At 45.3% G+C, this 18,657-nt stretch carries 16 protein-coding genes; 5 read left to right on the top strand and 11 right to left on the bottom strand.

Going from position 1 to position 18,657, the window contains the following annotated elements; translation table 11 throughout:
- The first annotated feature begins 55 nt into the window (after positions 1-55).
- The 3 genes from C3B73_RS08765 (at position 56) to C3B73_RS08775 (ending at position 4,048) form a co-directional block, all read left to right on the top strand.
- Complete coding sequence (locus C3B73_RS08765; protein ID WP_103665223.1) at positions 56-1,822, top strand: DUF2207 domain-containing protein; 1,767 nt, start codon at positions 56-58, stop codon at positions 1,820-1,822.
- An 84-nt stretch (positions 1,823-1,906) separates the two neighbouring features.
- A complete protein-coding gene (locus C3B73_RS08770; RefSeq protein ID WP_103665224.1) occupies positions 1,907-2,722 on the top strand; it encodes a DUF4382 domain-containing protein in 816 nt (271 codons plus the stop codon).
- A gap of 147 nt (positions 2,723-2,869) precedes the next feature.
- Positions 2,870-4,048 carry a DUF3095 family protein gene (locus C3B73_RS08775; protein WP_103665225.1) on the top strand — a complete coding sequence of 393 codons (1,179 nt, stop codon included), beginning with the start codon at positions 2,870-2,872 and terminating at the stop codon, positions 4,046-4,048.
- Positions 4,049-4,060: 12 nt separating this feature from the next.
- Here the strand turns inward: C3B73_RS08775 and C3B73_RS08780 are convergent, their stop codons facing one another.
- The 5 genes from C3B73_RS08780 to C3B73_RS08800 all read right to left on the bottom strand — a co-directional run bounded on the left by C3B73_RS08780 (position 4,061) and on the right by C3B73_RS08800 (position 8,544).
- Positions 4,061-4,543 carry a cupredoxin domain-containing protein gene (locus C3B73_RS08780; RefSeq protein WP_103665226.1) on the bottom strand — a complete coding sequence of 161 codons (483 nt, stop codon included), beginning with the start codon at positions 4,541-4,543 and terminating at the stop codon, positions 4,061-4,063.
- A gap of 79 nt (positions 4,544-4,622) precedes the next feature.
- Entirely contained in the window at positions 4,623-5,255 is a 633-nt protein-coding gene (locus tag C3B73_RS08785; protein WP_103665227.1) for an SCO family protein, read from the bottom strand.
- Positions 5,252-6,067: a formylglycine-generating enzyme family protein gene (locus C3B73_RS08790; RefSeq protein WP_103665228.1), complete on the bottom strand. Its 816-nt coding sequence runs from the start codon at positions 6,065-6,067 to the stop codon at positions 5,252-5,254. The genes C3B73_RS08785 and C3B73_RS08790 overlap by 4 nt, the downstream gene beginning before the upstream one ends.
- A gap of 70 nt (positions 6,068-6,137) precedes the next feature.
- Positions 6,138-7,346, bottom strand: coding sequence for a multicopper oxidase domain-containing protein (locus C3B73_RS08795; RefSeq protein WP_103665229.1), 1,209 nt, complete (start codon positions 7,344-7,346; stop codon positions 6,138-6,140).
- Between the two features lie 157 nt (positions 7,347-7,503).
- Complete coding sequence (locus tag C3B73_RS08800; protein ID WP_103665230.1) at positions 7,504-8,544, bottom strand: Atu2307/SP_0267 family LLM class monooxygenase; 1,041 nt, start codon at positions 8,542-8,544, stop codon at positions 7,504-7,506.
- A 150-nt stretch (positions 8,545-8,694) separates the two neighbouring features.
- Here C3B73_RS08800 and C3B73_RS08805 point away from each other — a divergent pair, with 150 nt between their 5' ends.
- Together C3B73_RS08805 and C3B73_RS08810 are read left to right on the top strand one after the other, a co-directional pair.
- Complete coding sequence (locus tag C3B73_RS08805) at positions 8,695-9,333, top strand: ABC transporter ATP-binding protein (protein ID WP_103665231.1); 639 nt, start codon at positions 8,695-8,697, stop codon at positions 9,331-9,333.
- A gap of 10 nt (positions 9,334-9,343) precedes the next feature.
- Positions 9,344-10,135, top strand: coding sequence for an ABC transporter permease (locus C3B73_RS08810; protein WP_103665232.1), 792 nt, complete (start codon positions 9,344-9,346; stop codon positions 10,133-10,135).
- Between the two features lie 12 nt (positions 10,136-10,147).
- Here the strand turns inward: C3B73_RS08810 and C3B73_RS08815 are convergent, their stop codons facing one another.
- The 6 genes from C3B73_RS08815 to C3B73_RS08840 all read right to left on the bottom strand — a co-directional run bounded on the left by C3B73_RS08815 (position 10,148) and on the right by C3B73_RS08840 (position 18,438).
- Positions 10,148-11,239 (bottom strand): NAD(P)/FAD-dependent oxidoreductase, encoded by a 1,092-nt coding sequence (locus tag C3B73_RS08815; protein ID WP_103665233.1) that lies wholly within the window; start codon positions 11,237-11,239, stop codon positions 10,148-10,150.
- A 204-nt stretch (positions 11,240-11,443) separates the two neighbouring features.
- Positions 11,444-11,755 (bottom strand): hypothetical protein, encoded by a 312-nt coding sequence (locus C3B73_RS08820; RefSeq protein ID WP_103665234.1) that lies wholly within the window; start codon positions 11,753-11,755, stop codon positions 11,444-11,446.
- A gap of 99 nt (positions 11,756-11,854) precedes the next feature.
- A complete protein-coding gene (locus C3B73_RS08825; protein WP_103665235.1) occupies positions 11,855-15,073 on the bottom strand; it encodes an efflux RND transporter permease subunit in 3,219 nt (1,072 codons plus the stop codon).
- Between the two features lie 48 nt (positions 15,074-15,121).
- On the bottom strand, positions 15,122-16,219 hold the full coding sequence (locus C3B73_RS08830) for an efflux RND transporter periplasmic adaptor subunit (protein WP_157939458.1): 1,098 nt from the start codon (positions 16,217-16,219) through the stop codon (positions 15,122-15,124).
- Positions 16,220-16,238: 19 nt separating this feature from the next.
- The gene (locus C3B73_RS08835; protein WP_103665237.1) at positions 16,239-17,603 is read right to left on the bottom strand and encodes a TolC family protein; all 1,365 of its coding nucleotides are present in this window, start codon (positions 17,601-17,603) and stop codon (positions 16,239-16,241) included.
- 178 nt (positions 17,604-17,781) lie between these two features.
- Positions 17,782-18,438 carry an ArsR/SmtB family transcription factor gene (locus C3B73_RS08840; protein WP_103665238.1) on the bottom strand — a complete coding sequence of 219 codons (657 nt, stop codon included), beginning with the start codon at positions 18,436-18,438 and terminating at the stop codon, positions 17,782-17,784.
- Positions 18,439-18,657 lie beyond the last annotated feature (219 nt).

The raw sequence follows: 18,657 nt of genomic DNA on the forward strand, positions 1-18,657 counted from the left end.
CATAAAATTTCCGTAGTTATATGCATTAGGGCATAAAATAAATTCGGAAATAACTATGAGATCATTCAACCTTTACGCCTGTCTGTTTTTACTGATAGGCGTTTTTCTTCCTCTATCTGATATTTCAGCAAAAGAATATTCCATCCCTGAAATTCAGGTTGATGTTCAGATCAACGCAGATGGCACCATAACCATCACTGAACATCGAACCTATGTTTATGATGGCAGCTATACCTGGGCAAATTATCGACTGCCAAAATCAGGGTACTCCGCTATTCGTGATATTTCCGTATCGGAAAATGGGGAGTCATACACTAATCTGAATACCGAGGAACCCGGAACCTTTTTGGTGGAAGAATCGGACGAGGCATACAATATCGTATGGCATTATCGTGCAGATGATGAAACCCGTACCTACAGCATTACCTACACCCTTGAAAATGCTGTGGTAATAGGTCCCGATTGGAGTGAATTCTATTGGACCTATGCTGCTGCCGGACGGGAGAAATCCACAGACCAAATGGAAATTTTGGTTCAGTTACCCGAATTGGTCACACTTTCTGACCTGCACTACTGGGTACGTGAACCGGCATGGAGTATGGACGGCACACCGTTTGATAACGGATTTCAATTTTCGGGACAAAACATAGGTCGTGATCAGTCTGTGGTCATTCGCACTTTATTTCCCTCCTCGGTATTTGATGAAAATCTCATCCAGATCTCAGACCCCACTTTCACCCTAGAACAGGCGGAGAACGAAGAAACAGCCTATCGTGAGAAATTACGTCTGGCAGCTGAAGATGAACAGCGCCGGAAAAATGCTGCAATTGAATACTCTATTATTCTGGCGGGTCTCAGTTTGATCGCCTTTATTCTCATTTACCGGAAATATGGATTACGCCACAAAATGCACATATCCGTTTCGGAAAGTATCATGCTGCCCGGACGCGAAAAACCGGCCGCCATTGGTTGGTTACTGATGAACCGAACCGTGACCACCGGACATATGATCGCTACCCTGCTCGACCTGGCAAGAATGGGCTATTTTGAACTCAAGGAAAATGAAGCGGAAGAAGAAGGGTTCTTTTCATCAAAAGACAACTACTATACGATTCACTCCAAAAATTCAGACCCAAAAGAAAATGAACTCACAGAATTTGAGGTTAGTCTTCTGAATTTTGTGAATAAAAGGATCTCCTCTGATGGTAATAAATTTGATGAGATCTTTAATTTTCAGAAATCTGAAGCTTCTAAATGGTTCTATGCCTGGAAGAAAAAATTAAAGAAATATTGTGACTCCAAGGAGTGGATCGATAAAGAAAGTTACAAGGGTATGTACTGGAATCTGGGCGTTCAATTTGTGATCGAAGGGGTTGCCTTGGCCGGGATCTTCTTCATTCATCCATTGATGGCTATGGCTCTTGCCGGCACCTTTATCATGATGGTCCTTTCGTTGACTATAATACGAAAAACCCCTAAAGGGGAAGAGACTTACAAACGTTGGAAAGCCTACCAAAATGCACTGAAAAACGCTAAAGAACATACGATCAGTGAAGAACACCTGGGCCGGCATTTCATTTTTTCCATCGCTTTAGGTTTGGGCAAGCAACAGATCGAACCGATATTTGAGCAACACCCGGGTGCGGCAACCTCGTTGTATTGGATCGTGATACTGCCCGGAACCACATCATCACCTGCTGAAATAGCCGGCTCATTTTCAAACCTTGCAGCAACAGCCACAACTTCTGCTTCAGGCGGTAGTTTTAGTGGCGGGGCTTCAGCCGGATCGGCCGGTGGAGGTGCTTCAGGTGGGGCAGGTTAAAAAGATTTTTTTGTGACAACTCTTTTGGAACAAAGAGAATTTTAACGTGTTCAAGTATCTGAACCCCAAACAAATACTATCACGATGAGTAGTTTATTCAAGAGATCAAATTTATTATCAGTATTAACAGTTCTGACAGTTTTTGTATTTGCTGCCTGCAGCACCAATGAAGACGCCGGCACAGGTACATTAAAGGTATCATTAACCGACGCCCCTGCGAACTATGAGCAGGTAAACATTGAAGTGCTTCAGGTACTTGTAAACAAAGACGGAAGCGCAGATGACACCACCGACTCCGGTTGGGAAGCCATCATGGAAGATTCCATGGTTGTTAACCTGCTTGATTATCAAAACGGTGCCGTACTTGAGCTTGGTGAAGCCGAACTTGAAGCCGGCAGATATAATCAGATCCGTTTGCTTCTTGGCGATAACAACAATGTGGTTGTAGATGGAGAAACCATTCCATTACAAACTCCAAGTGCCCAACAATCAGGCTACAAACTCAATGTTCAGGCTGATGTAGAATCCGGTCAGGTATATGATCTGGTCATTGATTTTGATGCCTCACAATCTATTGTGCAAACCGGAAACGGTGGTTATATCCTGAAGCCGGTTCTCAGAACCGTGAATCTGCAGGAGCAGGGCAGTATTTCAGGAACCGTACTTCCCCTTGAAGCCGAACCATTTGTGTACGCGATCATGGGTGAAGATACCGTGGGAACACAAACCGATGATGAGGGCTTTTTCCGATTGGTTGGCCTGAATGAAGGAACTTATAATGTTCTCATTGAACCAACTTCTGAAGCCTATGCCGATTCACTTGTTGAAGGCATCGAATTAGAAGACGGAGTGCAATACTCCTTCGAAGAAGCTATTCAACTCGAAGCTTCCGGTAACTAAGTTTCTACACCAATCTTTTATACAAAGCCCGCCATTAAAACCGGCGGGCTTTTCTTTTTCTTACATTATTCCTTTCCAATAATTACCACGGGTTACATAATTTTATCTATTTTCGGCTCCACTGTCACACAGAATTAAGATCAGATCATGCGAAGCCGGGAGTTTTATAACTCACTTAATGTGGTTACCACTTTCAGGGACGTTTCAAAACCTGAGGTTTACACTTCCCTGCCTGATGATTCCTACCTTGCCATCGCTGATGTGCGTGGTTCGACGGATGCCATACGTTTGGGTAAGTACAAGGAAGTCAACATGGCCGGAGCATCCATTATTGCAGCTTTGAATAACTTTTACTCTGAAAACGACCTGCTACCCTACCTGTTCGGAGGTGACGGCTCGCTGCTCGTTTTGCCCGATCACGGCATTGATACAGTAAAAGGCATTCTGGCTTTTTGCAAAGAGGCTGTTAAAAATGCTTATGGTCTTGAAATGTCCGTTGGTGTTGTATCCATGAAGGAGCTCAGGGATCATAGGCACGATGTTGGAGTGGCTCGACTCAAATTATCTGAATTCATTGATCAAACCATTTTCTGGGGCAGCGGGGTGACCTATGCAGAGGACCTCGTAAAGGAAAAGAATCGCCTTGAAGGGGTTGCTCCGGTTGAAGCAGATCTTTCAGGATTAGAGTGCCGATGGAATCAGATATCCAGCGATAAGGATGAGGTAGCAGCCTATCTCATTCAGGCAGTTGGGACCGACAGTGAACAGGTCAGGATCTACGAAGCCTGTTTTGGCAAGATCGAAGAGATCTACGGAATGGAAGAGGATTACCATCCGGTTCGTGAAGAAGCCCTGAGTATGACTGCTAACCCTTCTTTGCTTGGAGTGGAATGGAAACTCAGAACTCAGCCTCCCACCCTTCTCAAAAAGGCCCGGTATATTTTGAACATGATTTTTGAACTCGTTACCGGGGTTTACCTGATGCGGTTCAACAAAAAGACGTCCCAAACAAACTGGGGTGATTATAAACCCGACCTCGTTCGCCATGCAGATTATAAGAAATTTGGAGACGGACTTCGTTTTGTGGCCTCCGGTACAATAGCTCAACGCATGCAACTCACAGAATTCCTGGAGGATATGTTCAGGGAAGGAAAATTAGCCTATGGCGTGCACCCGTCATTTGCGGCCATGGTAACCTGTTATGTCAGAAATTACCAACACAATCATATTCACTTTGTTGACGGTTCCAACGGCGGTTATGCCAAGGCTTCCCAGGACCTGAAACTGAGACGGAAGAAACTGCGCTCTTCAGACAGTCGGGAATAAGTATCATTTTCACTACAGATCAAAGCTTTTTTGATCAATTAAAAGCTTTGTTTCGGTGTCCAGGTCTTCAATTATTGAGGGAGCTATTCTGCCTAACGGATAAGCCGGAACCTGTTTCACCTCTCCAACCAGTAGCCTGCCGGCGTGCCCCATACGTTCATGTGGCAGGCAAAAATAATCGTACACTCCCTCTACCTTCGGTTCCAGGAACCAGATATCTCCTTCCGTCAACATACCCGAATCAAAGGAAACGGCATTTTCCGGGATCCTTTGCGGGCGCCGGTTTTGGGGATGATAGGCCGTTACGGTATGCAGTCCCTCCTCCACTACAAATTTAACGACATCACCGGGCTGAGCCTTAATAACTCTCGGTTCAAAACGGGCATCTTCTGCGGTTCCCAACACACGAACGGTCAGGGTATCGGTTGGAAACGCATGTAATGACAGGGATATCCCAAATACAATGAAAATAGCTGTGATGATACAAGCTTTCATTTTCTATCCTGTTTCAGTCCGGTTGGGATTTCACCGTAGGGGTAATTCATGAATTAACCCTACGGTGTATTTATGATCATTATTTAGTTTCATCAGAATTCTTCGATACAGACTCGATCAACCAGGCCGCTTCATCCATGGGTTGGTTCAGCCCTTCTACTCTTTTTGCCACATTTCCTTCAGCATCAAGAACGGTGATCAGGTTTGAATGGGCAAAGTCACCATTGCTGTCTTTTTGATACTTCACTCCCAGCATCATGGCCAGCATCCGGATATCCGTATCTTTACCGGTCACAAAGTGCCACCCTGAGATATCCAGCTGCTCATCTTTGGCATATTCTGCTAAAACCTCCGGAGAATCATTTTCTGTATCGAATGAAACAGCCAGTACATTTACGGTCTTCTTTGTTGATTCGCTCAGCGAACTGTAAAGCCTCCAACTATCCTGAATCAAGATCGGGCAAACCTGGGTACAGTTCCCGTAAAACATGACCACAATAACCGGTTCATCGGCAAAATCGGAGAGTTTTACTTTTTCATTTCTATGGGTGATAAACTCATTATCCAGGTGATACAGTGAATGTCCGGATTGAACCTCGCCCGCCTTCAATGCTTCCTGTTTATGATCGTGTTGATGATGCATATCCTGCCCATTCACTTCCACAATTCCAAGTACTGAAAATAGGATTAAATAGATAAATACCGACCTCATAATGTTACCTCATGTTTGGTTTGATCAGAACGGTCCGATTCATCATAGGCACACCGGAAACCTACCATACCCGTCGTGATCTTTGGATTAAAACTCATGCGTGTGATATACCTGATGGAAGCGGCATAACTATAGACGCTGTTCAGTGTTTGCATTCGTCCCACTGTACCGCAATCCAGGGAGATCTCGTCTGCAATAATGGGTTTAAAGTCAGCCACCCACTCCATAACAAGTCCAAATTGATCCTTTACACCGGTCGTGGTTTCTATGCCTGTTGAACCCACTTCAGGTAAATTGTTGGCATCAATACCAGAGTACCAGCTGATCAGTTTACTGCTGAATCGATTCATTTCAGCTTCGTCCTCTATACCCAGCAACTGGGCAGAATATTCCCACTCATTTAATGTCGGGAGCCGACCTCCCTGCTCCGAGCAGTAAGCATTCGCTGCGTACCATGAGACGCGGGTAACCGGTCTGTTTTCTCCGACTTCCTCATAGTCAGGTTCAAGATCTGACTTCCAGGTTTTGAGATAGCCATCATAGGTAAAAATGGGCGGAATATTTGAACGCCTCCATTCCGGATTTTCTCTCAGAAACTCAGCGTATTGTTCGTTGGTAATCGCTGTTTCATCCATGAAAAAAGAATCTACCTGTATGGGCTCTCCCTCAACTTCTGGTAAAACGGAATGAAAAGATCCCGCCGGAACAAGTACCCTCACCGATTGTGAAGACGCTTTCTCTGGCGTGAAGAGCATCATCATAACGAATGTAATAATGGTGAAAGCGAATATGTTCGTTTGGGATCTCATCATGACTTTAGTTTCTATTCAAACCTTCGGGGCGAATTCATTTCGCCCCGGGAGATTTTTTCTACTCAGTTCGTTATTTCTTGCGGGGTCCGGCTTTCAGGGTACCGGTTGCACCTTTTTCAGCATCCACAAACTCGTGGTCGATCAGGATATATTTTCCTTCTTCAGGTACGATCATATCCAAAGTGGCTGAACCGGAGGCACCGATCAGAACTGTTTGCATTCCGCGCATTTCATTGGCAGGATGTCCTTCCAACCAAACTCTGTCAAATATTCCACCGATTACGTGGAAGCTGGACGTTCCACTTGGTCCGTTATTACTGAAGTGAAAACGAACACGCTCACCTGCATTAGCTTTCAATGGCTGATCGTGCAGAATGGTTTGGTGACCGTTAAAGACCACGTGTGAAGGATCGTTATTGTAAGCTGCATCAAAATCGAATTGATAAAGGTCGCCGTCGCCTTTGGTCAGATAATATTCGCTTTGTACGATCACGTACTCCCGATCCACTTCATAGTCTTCTGTATATCCGTCTTTAGGAGATACCACTACCACACCATGTTGTCCCATTGCCGTGTGCATCAGTACACTTGGAGTACCACAGTGGTATATGTATGTGCCGGGGTAATTTGCTACCCAATCAAATGTAATGGTTTCACCGGGACCTACGGTTCTCCATTTGTCATCCTTAGCCACGGTACCGGCATGGAAATCCATGGAGTGCGGCATCGGCATGATACCGGCTTTGTTTTTCTGGAAATTATTCTCTCTCAGTTGCTTCATAAAAGGTGAAGTACTTGTCCAGTCGCCATCATTACTTATTGCAGAAAGATCAGATGGACCCATTGCCCGCTTTCCATTCACTCTCATTTGACTCATAGGTTCATTGATCTCCACCATTTCATCAGATCGATTCTTCATGGTAAAGGTGATGCGGTCTCCCTCACGAACGTGAATGACCGGTCCCGGCACGCTTCCGCCGAACGTCCATGCCTGATATCGGACACCACTCGCTACTTCCACTTCCTGCACGATGATATCCAATCGCACTTCATGATGTTTATTTCCCTCATAATCTAACGGTGCCAGATTCGGGGCTTGTGTTATATATTCACCTACAACCGGTGAACCGTTATAGTCTTCTGTGTAAACTTTTGCTTCCGGCATCCCGAAGGTCATGCCATCAATTTTGTACTCCTCTGTTTGTGCCGACAAGAATGAGGTCATGCCGAACATCAGCAGTGCTGTCAGTAATGTGAATTTGGTAATTGCGCTTTTCATAGGATCATTGGTTTGGTTAGTTATAAAGATTTAAGAGTATTTTATCTTAAATAAATCTGCTTAAATCGACTTTGAATCCATGATACACGTTCATTATGAATATTAGATAAATTTCAGGAAATTAATTTCTGAAGGTGAGATCAGATCATGATCCCGATCAAGCCACACTTTCCCGGTTGATCTTCTCACGTACAACCGGTGCCACTTCGGTTGCAAACAATTCTATGGATCTCAGAAGTTTATCATGAGGAACACTTCCCACGCTCATCTGAAGTAAAAAGCGGTCATGACCAAAGATCTCATGCTGATACATGATCTTATCAATGATATCCTGTGGACTTCCCACAGCATTGGCTCCTTCCAGCGTGATGGAAGCATCAAACTGCTGGCGTGACATCGGGGGCCAGCCTCTCTCCTTTCCGATCTTATCCATGGTAATTTTGAAGGCAGGGAATGCTGTATCGGCCGCTTCCTGAGTGGTCTCTGCGATAAATCCGTGAGAGTTGATACTCACGCGCTGTTCAGGCTGATCGTAATCGGCGGCTCCTTGTTTATGGATATCCACCATTTGCTTGAATTGTTTAGGCATCCCACCGATGATCGCGATCGCCATTGGCATCCCCATAGCGCCGGCTTCATAGGCTGATTTTGGGGTTCCTCCCACAGCTCTCCACACCGGCAATTTATCCTGATACGGCTGTGGATATATGCCACGGTTATTGATCGAAGGCCGATGCTTACCCTCCCAACTGATCACCTCGTTTTCTCTCAGCTGCATTAACAACTGAAGCTTTTCCAGGAACAGCTCCTCATAATCTTTCAGGTCGTAACCAAACAATGGAAAGGATTCTACAAATGACCCTCTACCGACCATGATCTCAGCACGACCCTTGGATAGCTGATCGATCGTTGAAAACTGTTGATACACTCTCACAGGATCTTCTGAACCCAATACCGTTACTGCTGAGCTTAACTTTATGTTTTTAGTGCGAGCTGCAGCAGCTGCCAGCAAGGTTGATGGTGAGGAAGAAACGTACTCTTCTCTGTGATGCTCCCCTATCGCATACACATCAAGCCCCAGCTCCTCGGCCAATTCTACTTCCTCAAGAAGGTTCTCTAAGCGTTCTGATGGGCTGATCCGTTTCTCTGTTCCTTCTATCGGTGTGTTTTCGACAAAGGTGTAAATACCTAATTCCATAATGATAATTGCTTTATTTGTTTAATGTTAAACTAATAAATATTCCGATCATTTGTTGGATCCGTCCGATCGAAATGTTCAATTAAGACGATCACTTTAATCATTCAACAAAATTCTTATACTCTACCTTTCCGTTAACAAAATGCCATTATGAAATCAGATACTCTGTTCAAACTTTCGGATATCCGGTTCAGCTATGATAGCGAACAGCTGTTTGATGGTCTCAACCTCCTCATAAACCAGAGGGAAAAGGTCGTTATTAAGGGAGAATCAGGTTCAGGTAAGACCACACTGTTCAGATTACTGCTTGGCTTTGAAACGCCAGACAAGGGAAGCATATCCTTCAAGGGATCCGTGTATACTGATACCATCATCCGTACTATGAGAAAGGAGGTCGTTTGGTTGCCACAGGATCTGAACCTTGGTACGGGCAAAACCGCTGAACTCATGGATTTCATCTTCGAATTTCAGTCGAACAGCCAAAACAAACCTTCACGACCTGAGATTATTGACACCCTGGAAGCACTGGGATTGGAAGCCGGCACTCTTGCCAGCAACTTCAGTGAACTCTCAACGGGTCAACGGCAGCGGATAGGACTGGCCTGTTGCCTGCTTTTGAACCGAAAGGTGATCCTTTTGGATGAACCAACATCAGCCCTTGATCTGGAATCAAAACGGAAAGTAGCTGAGTTACTTTTGAATAACGATCGAACGGTCATATCCACGTCTCATGATCCCTGGTGGGTAGAGAAATGCGACCGGGTCATTGAATTAAATAATATTTCTTAATCACCGAACCATGGATATCATAGATCTTAGCTGGTGGCAACTTGGTATTGGCTTTTTCATTCTTATCATTCCTGCGTGGATCCTCTGGCGATATAAAACAGGATTGAACAAAAAACTCGGCATTGCAACGGTCCGCATGACCCTGCAACTCTTGTTTGTTGGTTACTACCTGGAGTATTTGTTCGAATTGGATAATGCGTGGCTGAATGCGGCCTGGATCATGGTCATGGTTCTGGTAGCTGATTTTGCCACCATCGACCGAAGTGAACTGAATCGTCAACGGTCCCTGGTGATCCCCATTTTCCTCGCCACTTTTTTCGGCATTATTGTCATCGACATGTTCTTCCTGGAGGCTGTGATACAGTTGCCTACATTCTTATCTGCACAGTACACGATACCGATCACGGGTATGGTATTGGGGAATTGTCTCCGAAGTAATGTGATCGGCATCAATGCCTTTTATCACAGCCTTAATGAGCATAAAGAACGCTATCGCTTTTATCTATGCTGCGGGGCTACTCGGAATGAAGCGGTGTTTCCCTTTTTCAGGGATGCCCTCAAAAAATCAGCCAACCCTACCCTTGCTTCCATGGCAACCATTGGCTTAGTCTCCCTTCCGGGCATGATGACCGGTCAGATACTGAGTGGCAGTTCCCCCCTTATTGCCATCAAATATCAGATCATGATCATGCTGGCCATTTTCTCGGGAACCGTTCTATCCGTTTATCTGGGAATCCGATTAAGCAACTATTTTGTGTTTGATGAGCATGACGTATTGGATAGCAGTATTCTTAAGAAGTGATCTTCTGAGGTTCTATTCGCTAAACCTTTGTACACTTAGTTCATCGGGTACTTCATTTCCATTCAAGATATGTTCCGCCAGCAGTTCACCCACGTAGTGAGAAAACAGGAATCCCTTAGAATTCATACCGGTGTACACAAACAGTTTCGGTATTTCCGGATGTTCCCCTATCACCGGCAAGCGGTTTTGTGTGGTAACCCGGACTCCGGCCATCTGCGCAATCTTCCTGACCTTACCGGTCAGTTTAGGTAACATCAGATCAAGCTTCTTGAGTATTTGATCGTAGCTTTTATCACTGATATCCAGGTTCTCAAAATTATGTTCGTAGGTGGAACCGACGGTAAGCTCACGTTCCCCTCTTCGAATGCTGTACCCTCTCGCCGATATCGCATGATCCCAGTTCAGTGGTTCTTCTGCCTCAAAATGCACGATCTGTCCTTTTACAAAATTCAATGGCAAAAAAGACCAATCGGCATTATCACGGATCTTATATCCGATCGCCATGATCACCTTACCGGCGGTTAACTGTTCACCGGACTCAAATTGAATGACGAACTGATCGTTCTCCTGATCATGCTCGTATTGGGCAGTTTCATATTTGCACTCAACCCCTTTCAATCTGAGATAGGTTCGGTAGGCATTCTGATAATTATCCACAAAAACCGTGTACCCACTTTTGACATGAATACCCCCGTGATTCTCAGCCACATGTGAATTCATCTCACGAATCTCATCCTCTTTCAGCCACTCGATCCAGCCTTCCGGCCATGCGTATTTGGTGAGAGCATCCCTGAAGTTTTCGGCCAGCGACTCGCTGATAGCAGGCCGGATCACCCCGGTCTCAACGATCAGATCATCCCTGCCGGTCACCGCACAAATATCCTCGATCTGTTCCTTTAAGGCATCGTAGCATTTTTCAGCCTGCCAGGTCAGTTTGGCCCGCCTGCCCGTTGCCGGGTTAACCAAAGCACCGGGTGGTCCGGGAGCATCTTCTGAAGCGTTAGGGTCGATTATGAGTACTGACTGACCCCGCTTTCTCATTTCATTGGCAATGGCTGTTCCGGCTATTCCGGCTCCAAAAACGGCTACATCAAAATCGGGCATATAAGCTAATTTGTAATTGGCTTGACTGTTTTAATTGACAGTAAAGATAGCAGTTCCGTTGCACAACTTTAAAGGCTATGCCGTGTTCTGACTATGGGTCATAAATGTGGAAGCTAAGCCTCCTTTTGCTCATCTCCGGAAGGCGTAGCCTTCGGAGATTATTGATAGGAGATTGTTAGTTGGGATTTAGATCGATCGTATCGATCAGGCGAAATCTTCTACGGCTACCTGATAGGCATGTAGGGGATTATCACCATTGTGATCGTGATCCTTGTTGTATGCTTCGACTTCCTTAAGTATGGTTTTCACGGTTTTCTCGTCCTGAAAGGAAAAGAAAAGAGTTGAATAGATCCCCTGATCTCCCTGTGAGAACCAGCTTCTGATATCGGGTTGATGTCGCTCGGTTCTGAAGCCATACATCTCGGTCTCACTGTAAACGGGTACATTATTGCGCACCATCAATTCTCTGACTTCATTCGCGTATTCAGCGATGCTAAGTATGATTAGTAATTTCATGACAATTCTTTTTAAAGTAATGTTTAATGATCAGGTTTGGGTGAAGGAGTCATTAACACATAACTCCTTCTTCCACAACCTGTACTTCAGGTTCTGATGTTACCTGATGATCTCTTCACGGCTCAGTCTGTTCTTCACCATAAAATAGATGAGAGGAACGGTAACCAGTGTCAGCGCTGTGGAGGCGATCGCTCCACCCATCAGTGAAATGGCTAATCCCTGAAAGATCGGATCGAACAGGATCACTATCGCACCGATCACAACGGTTCCGGCCGTCAATAAAATTGGCATGGTTCGCACAGCTCCGGCTTCCACTACGGCATCCTGCAGGCTGTTACCCTGCCTTAAACTGATCTGAATGAAGTCGATCAGCAGTACTGAGTTCCTTACCATGATCCCTGCCAAGGCGATCAGCCCGATCATTGAGGTGGCTGTAAAGAAAGCTCCCGTGAACCAGTGCCCCAGCAGAATTCCGATCAATGACAGTGGTATCGCGATCATCATGATAATTGGAACTCCAAAATCCTGGAACCAGCCTACGATCAGGATGTAGATGATGAGCAGTACTACCCCAAAGGCAATACCCAGATCACGGAATACTTCAAGTGTGATCTGCCATTCACCATCCCATTTAACAGTCAGATTTTCACTGTTAAACGGCTGACCTGAGAACTGTTGGGCCAGGGCGTAACCTTCCGGCACATTCAGTCCATCGATCTCATCTCCGGCATCAAGGATGGCATAAACGGGACTTTCTATCTCGCCGGCCACTTCTGCCGTCACGTACACCACGCGACGCTGATTCTTGCGGTGAATGCTTTTTTCAAGCGTTTTTTCTTCTTCCACCACCAGATCAGTGATCGGGATCATGGCTCCGGTTTGGGACTGAACATTCAGTCCACCCAGTTTATGAATACCAGCACGGTCACTTTCATCCAGTTTGAGGGTGATCGGCACAGGTGATGATTCCTTTTCATCATACAAGGAAGTTACCGGATGCTGCCCAAGGATCATGCCTAAAGCTTCTGTAACCTGATTTGGCATCACACCACTCATCCCCGCTTTTTGACGATCTACATTGAAATAATACTTGGTTTGATCGGCTTCCACCATCCAGTCGGCATCCACAATACCGGGAGTTTCAGAAAATATGGTTTTGATATCTTCTCCGATCTCACGCTGCATTTCCAGATCCGGCCCATAAACTTCGGCAACTAAAGTTGACATCACAGGAGGTCCCGGTGGAACCTCAACGACTTTAACATTGGCACCGTATTTCTCACCAACTTTCTGCACCATTGGGCGCATTCTTTTGGCAATGTCGTGACTTTGGTCTGACCGCAGGCTCTTATCCACCAGGTTGACCTGTATATCCGCCACATTTGCATTTTGGCGGAGGTCGTAACTTCTTACCAACCCGTTAAAGTTAATGGGGGCATTAGTTCCTGAGTAAACCTGATAGTCATACACTTCCGGAATATCCAACAAAACCAATCCAACCTCCTGAGCTACTGCTTCAGTGCGTTCCAGAGTTGCCCCTTCCGGCATGTCTATGATCAGCTGGATCTCATTTTTATTATCGAACGGAAGCATCTTAACTTCCACAGAACGTGTGTAGAATAACACCAGTGTTCCGAACAATACGATCGTGGTTCCGATCAGGAATCCCCAGCGTTTGGCTGAACTTTCCATGAGTGGACGCATCGTTTTGTCGTACACTTTGTAGATGATGGTGTCTTCCAGTTTATAGCGTTTTCCTGAACTGTCGATCGCCTGCACCCGGGATGCTTTCAGTAATCTGTACCCGAGCCATGGAGTTACGATCAGTGAGATGATCAGTGACAGGATCATAGCAACCGTGGCTCCAATGGCGATCGGACTCATATAAGGTCCCATCAATCCTGATACAAAGGCCATAGGAATTACAGCGGCAATTACGGTGAAGGTAGCCAATATCGTTGGGTTACCCACCTCATTGATGGCATAAATGGCTGCCTGTTTGAACGGCAGGTTTCTCATTTTAAAGTGCCTGTGCATGTTCTCGGCCACAATAATGGAATTATCCACCACAATACCCGTCACGAATACCAGGGCAAACAAGGTGATCCGGTTCAAGGTATAATCATACATGTAATAGAAGAACAACGTCAGGGCAAAAGTGATGGGCACGGATATGAATACCACCAATGCTCCTCTCCAACCCATCGCCAGAAATACCACAAATGAAACGGATAATACCGCCACCAATAAGTGGATCATCAGCGTGTTTACTTTTTCCGTGGCTGTTTTTCCGTAGTTACGGGTGCTTTCCACATGAATATCAGAAGTAACCACCGTGCCCTGAAGTTCCTCAACCATGCGGTCGATGTCAGTGGCAATGGTCATGGCGTCGGCTCCCTGTCGTTTGGCTACAGAGATCGTCACAGCAGGAAAGGCTCCGCCGGCTGAAATTCCTTTCTCTTCAGCGGCAACCGGTCCCGGTGAATACGACACATAACTTGCGGGTTCACCAGGTCCGTCTTTGATCTCGGCCACATCCCTGAGTAAAATAGGATCTCCTCCCCGTACATCTAACACGAGATTGGCTACATCCTCAGCGGTTTCCAGAAAGCTTCCGGTTTGTACCAGAAATTCCTCATCATCGGATGTAAAAGAACCGGAATTGAATTCCCGGTTCGCAACCTTAACGGTTTGTGCAATTCTCAGGGGATCAACTGATAAAGCGGCCATTTTCTCTTTATCCAATACCACCTGAATGGTTCGTGAACGGCCTCCGTGTATCTTGGTCTCGGCAACATCGGTAATGGATTTGATCTCATTATCGAGCACCTGAGCTACTCTTCGCAGCTGATAATCATCCTGTGTTTCACTCCAAAGGGTCAGGGTCACGATCGGCACATCGTTGATCGATCGGGTTTTGATCATAGGCATGGTCACCGCTTCGGGTTTTTTGTCCATGAACTTCATGATCTCGTTGTAAAGTCTCACCAGGCTTTCTTCCACATCCTGCCCAACAAAGAAACGGGCAGATACCATGGCCATTTCCGGCATGGAGGTTGAATACACGTACTCAACTCCGGAAATATTTGAAAGCACCTTCTCTAAAGGAATGGCGATCTTGTTTTCAACTTCCTGCGGCGATGCCCCCGGGTAACCAACATAGATGTCGGCCATGGGTACATCAATTTGCGGTTCTTCTTCGCTTGGCGTCAGCCAGACTCCATATACTCCAATTGCTAAAAAGGCGATCATCAAAAGCAGCGTCAGCTTCGAATCAATAAAACCCTGTGCAATTTTACCTGCTAATCCGGTATTCATTTTATTCTATATCCTTAAAATTCTTGATTGTGTGATGTACAGATCGTTTTACTGAATGTTCAGTGTCAAACCCTGTCTGAGTTCTTCATTCGCTTCAGTTACGTATGGCTCACCCGCTGTTAAACCGGATAATACTTCAACCCGATCTCCTGAGCTTTGTCCCAGACGTACCCATCTCAGTACAGCCTTATTATCGTCCGTTAAGGTATAAACCCCGGTCAGCTGCCCTCTCGTTACAAGTGCCGTTTTAGGAATGAAAAGAGCTTCGCTTGAGCCTAAGTTCATGCCCACCTGGGCAAACATGCCTGTTTTTAGTTTAGACGAGAGCTCAGCATCCTCAAGTTTTGCTTCCACAGCATACTGTCGACTCATAGGGTCACCGGCTTCACTTACAGCGATCAGTGTTGCTGCTGCGTTATAAACTCCGGCGGATTCAATACTTACCTTCACGGCATCCCCTTCAGAGATCTCACCGATCCACTGCTCAGGTACGTTGGCTGTAATCTTGATCTGTCCCGGATCTGCAACGGCCACCAATGGATGTCCCGGTGCGGCCATATCGCCTTCTGCCACAAACTTTCGCGCCACGATACCGTCAAATGGAGCACGAATGGTGGTGTATGCCAGCATTTCGTTCACTTCATTCATACGGGCATTCAGTGCATCCATATTGGCTTTGGCGATCTCATACATGGTTGAGATATCATCCAGTTCTTTGGAAGTAGCACTTTCCTCTGCATACAGGTTTTTGATCCTATTATAGTTCTTTTCGGTGTTTTCAAGGTTGGCTTTGGCCTGAACCATGTTGGCTTCAAGCTGTGATTTCTGGGCCAGGATCTGATCGTCTTTGATCCGGATCAGCACATCGCCTTTCTTCACTTGTTCACCCACCTCAACCGGGACTTCCGTTACTGTTCCCATAACGATCGTACTCAGGTTGGCCTGATTGTCACTTTCCACCATGCCTGGGAAAGACTGCGTTGAAGCAGACAACGTGTTGGAGGCTGTCTCAACCTTAACATTCACAGATCGAGTGTTTTCAATAGTTTCTGTTTCTGAACTGCATCCGGTGGCTGATGTGATCAAAAATGTAAGTGCCAGCAGTGCCGAAAGAGTTTTCATACGGTCTTTTAATAAATAATTCATTGTAGTTCGTGTTAGTCGGTTAATTTTTAAGATCATTTTCGAGCAGCATTTCAAGGGCAGCAATGCTCATATTGTACTGATACAGGGCCATCACATTTTTCAGTTTGGCTTCTGCTAATTTGGTTTCTGCCTCCAGCAGGTCAGTGGTTCTTTCCATGCCTTCCACGTATCGGTTGGTGCGGATCTTCACATCCTCGGTGGATTGCTCGATGGCTTGTTCGGTCAACGAGATCTGCTTGGTCGCGTGATCAATCGAACGCATTGCCTGACGAACCTTATTTTCCTGATCCAGCCTGTGACTTTCCTGCATGCTTTGAGCTTTTCGGTAATCTGCTTTAGCTTCCATTACTTTGCCTACCTTGCTGAAGCCTGAGAAAATATCCCATCTTAAATTGGCCCCGATCATGTACGAGGAGGCGTCAAAACCCGCAAATTCATTATCATTGAACTCGTAACTCCCAAACAAATTGATCTTGGGGATGAAACTAAATTCCGAAGCTCTGACCATTTTTTTGGCGGCCTGAACTTTGTAATCAATGGCACGCGTTTGAGCATTATTCACTTCGAAGTCGTTAGTTGCAACGGCGGCATCTGCCTGTAATTCATAATTCAGTTCGTCGGTTGGTTGAACCGTTGTATTCCCTTCAAGGCCAAGTAGCAAAGCCATGTCTTCCTGTACCTTCTCGAGTGCATTTTTTGTTTGAAGCATGCGGCTCTCCATATCCAGCTCATAAACTTTGGCGGATAAATAATCCTCTTTGCTGATCAGTCCTTCTTCAAAATAGTTTTGTGCCTGTCTCCGGTGCTCACCGGCTGTTTTAAGAGCCGATTCAAGTACCTCGATCTGTTCGTTGTGCAGGATCAGGTTGTAGTATTGCTGCCGAACCTGATAGCGTACATAATTCTTTGTGCCTTCCAGCTGCTCATTTGCTGAATTAAGCTGACTTTTCATCGCACTTCTCTGAAGGAACATGTCAGGGTTGATCAATGGCTGACGAACTTCAAATTTGGCACTGTAGTTTTCATAGGCATCCGGATCATTCAGCAAAACCGGATTGAAATCCTGTTGAGAGACCACTTCCTGTTTTAGCTTAAACCCAAATACATTTAATGGGTCATCGGTTGAAATAGCGTTGTACTCGAACGAGACCTGTGGCAGAAACACGGCGTTGGTTTGCCGGAATTGAGCTTTGGTTTTGTCCACATCGTAGCCCGCCTGTTCAAGGTTAAAGTTTTGATCAACGGCTAATTCCATTGCTTCCTGTAGTGAAAGCGAGAGGGTCTGATCAGTTGTAACCTGACCCTGCGAAAATAGCTGTAATGGTAACAGCAACATTGCTGCCATCAGATATACCTTTGGTACATATGAATTTCTGTAATTCATCTTAGTGATTATTTTTTAGTTAGTTATGAAATTTATTTCTTCGGCTTAAAGTGGCGTGACCCAGCCGACGTTTTCAAAGATCTGAAGGAAGTGTATCACCGAAACCCCAGGTATAACCTCACCAAACATTTTGCTTTATCCATGTTTACCTCTTTTTGTTTAATAATATCTTTAAAGATCAATCTACCGGCAGGTCAATGGCTTTCCATTCAGGAAAACCCTCATCTAATCTGACTGCATTAAATCCGTTTTCCTTCAAAAACCGAACAGCTTCATCTGCCATCAGGCAAAGTGGGCCCCGGCAGTAGGCTACAACTTCTTTGTCTTTTGGTAATTCATCGAGGCGTTCCCCTAACTCCACTTTCGGAAGAGAAACAGCATTCTTGATATGCCCTAACTCAAATTCCTCAGATGGACGAACATCAATGAGATATACATCATCTTCCTCCATTTTCCTCAGTAGTTCATCCCTCGATATGGTTTTCAATCCTGACTTCTTACTGCGGTAATCGTTCAGCAGGTCTTCGATCTCAGAATTTCTTGAGAACCCAATAGCCCTCAGAGAATTCCACACATCGTACACCTGCTTTCCGGCCATCCGGTAGTAGTTATATTTTCCCTTTCTTTCGGTTTCAACCAAGCCTGACTTCTTCAAAACCTGAAGGTGTTGTGAAGCATTGGCTACCGGTTGATCAATATGTTCGGCAATGTACTCTACGGGTACCGGTCCTTGCGCGATCAGATCCAGTATCTCCAATCGTGTTGGGTTAGACAGTGCCTTGGTGACCACCGCTAACTGTTTATATAATTTCTTTTTGAACTCGCGTGTTTTCATCTATCATCAAATTTTAATGCGATAAAGAATACACAGTCTTCAAACTTCATTCAATAAATTTATTGAATGAAGATATTGGTATTTTTATGCCGTTTTAAATATTGTATTTACTACACTTATGGAAATGATGAAATTAGCCTGTTAAGACAACTCTGTGACATTGGTCACATAACTTCAGGGGGTGTTTGAGCGAGTCGCTGTTATCACCAAAAAGTGAGA

Source organism: Gracilimonas amylolytica, assembly GCF_002911695.1.
Classification (GTDB): Bacteria; Bacteroidota; Rhodothermia; order Balneolales; family Balneolaceae; genus Gracilimonas; species Gracilimonas amylolytica.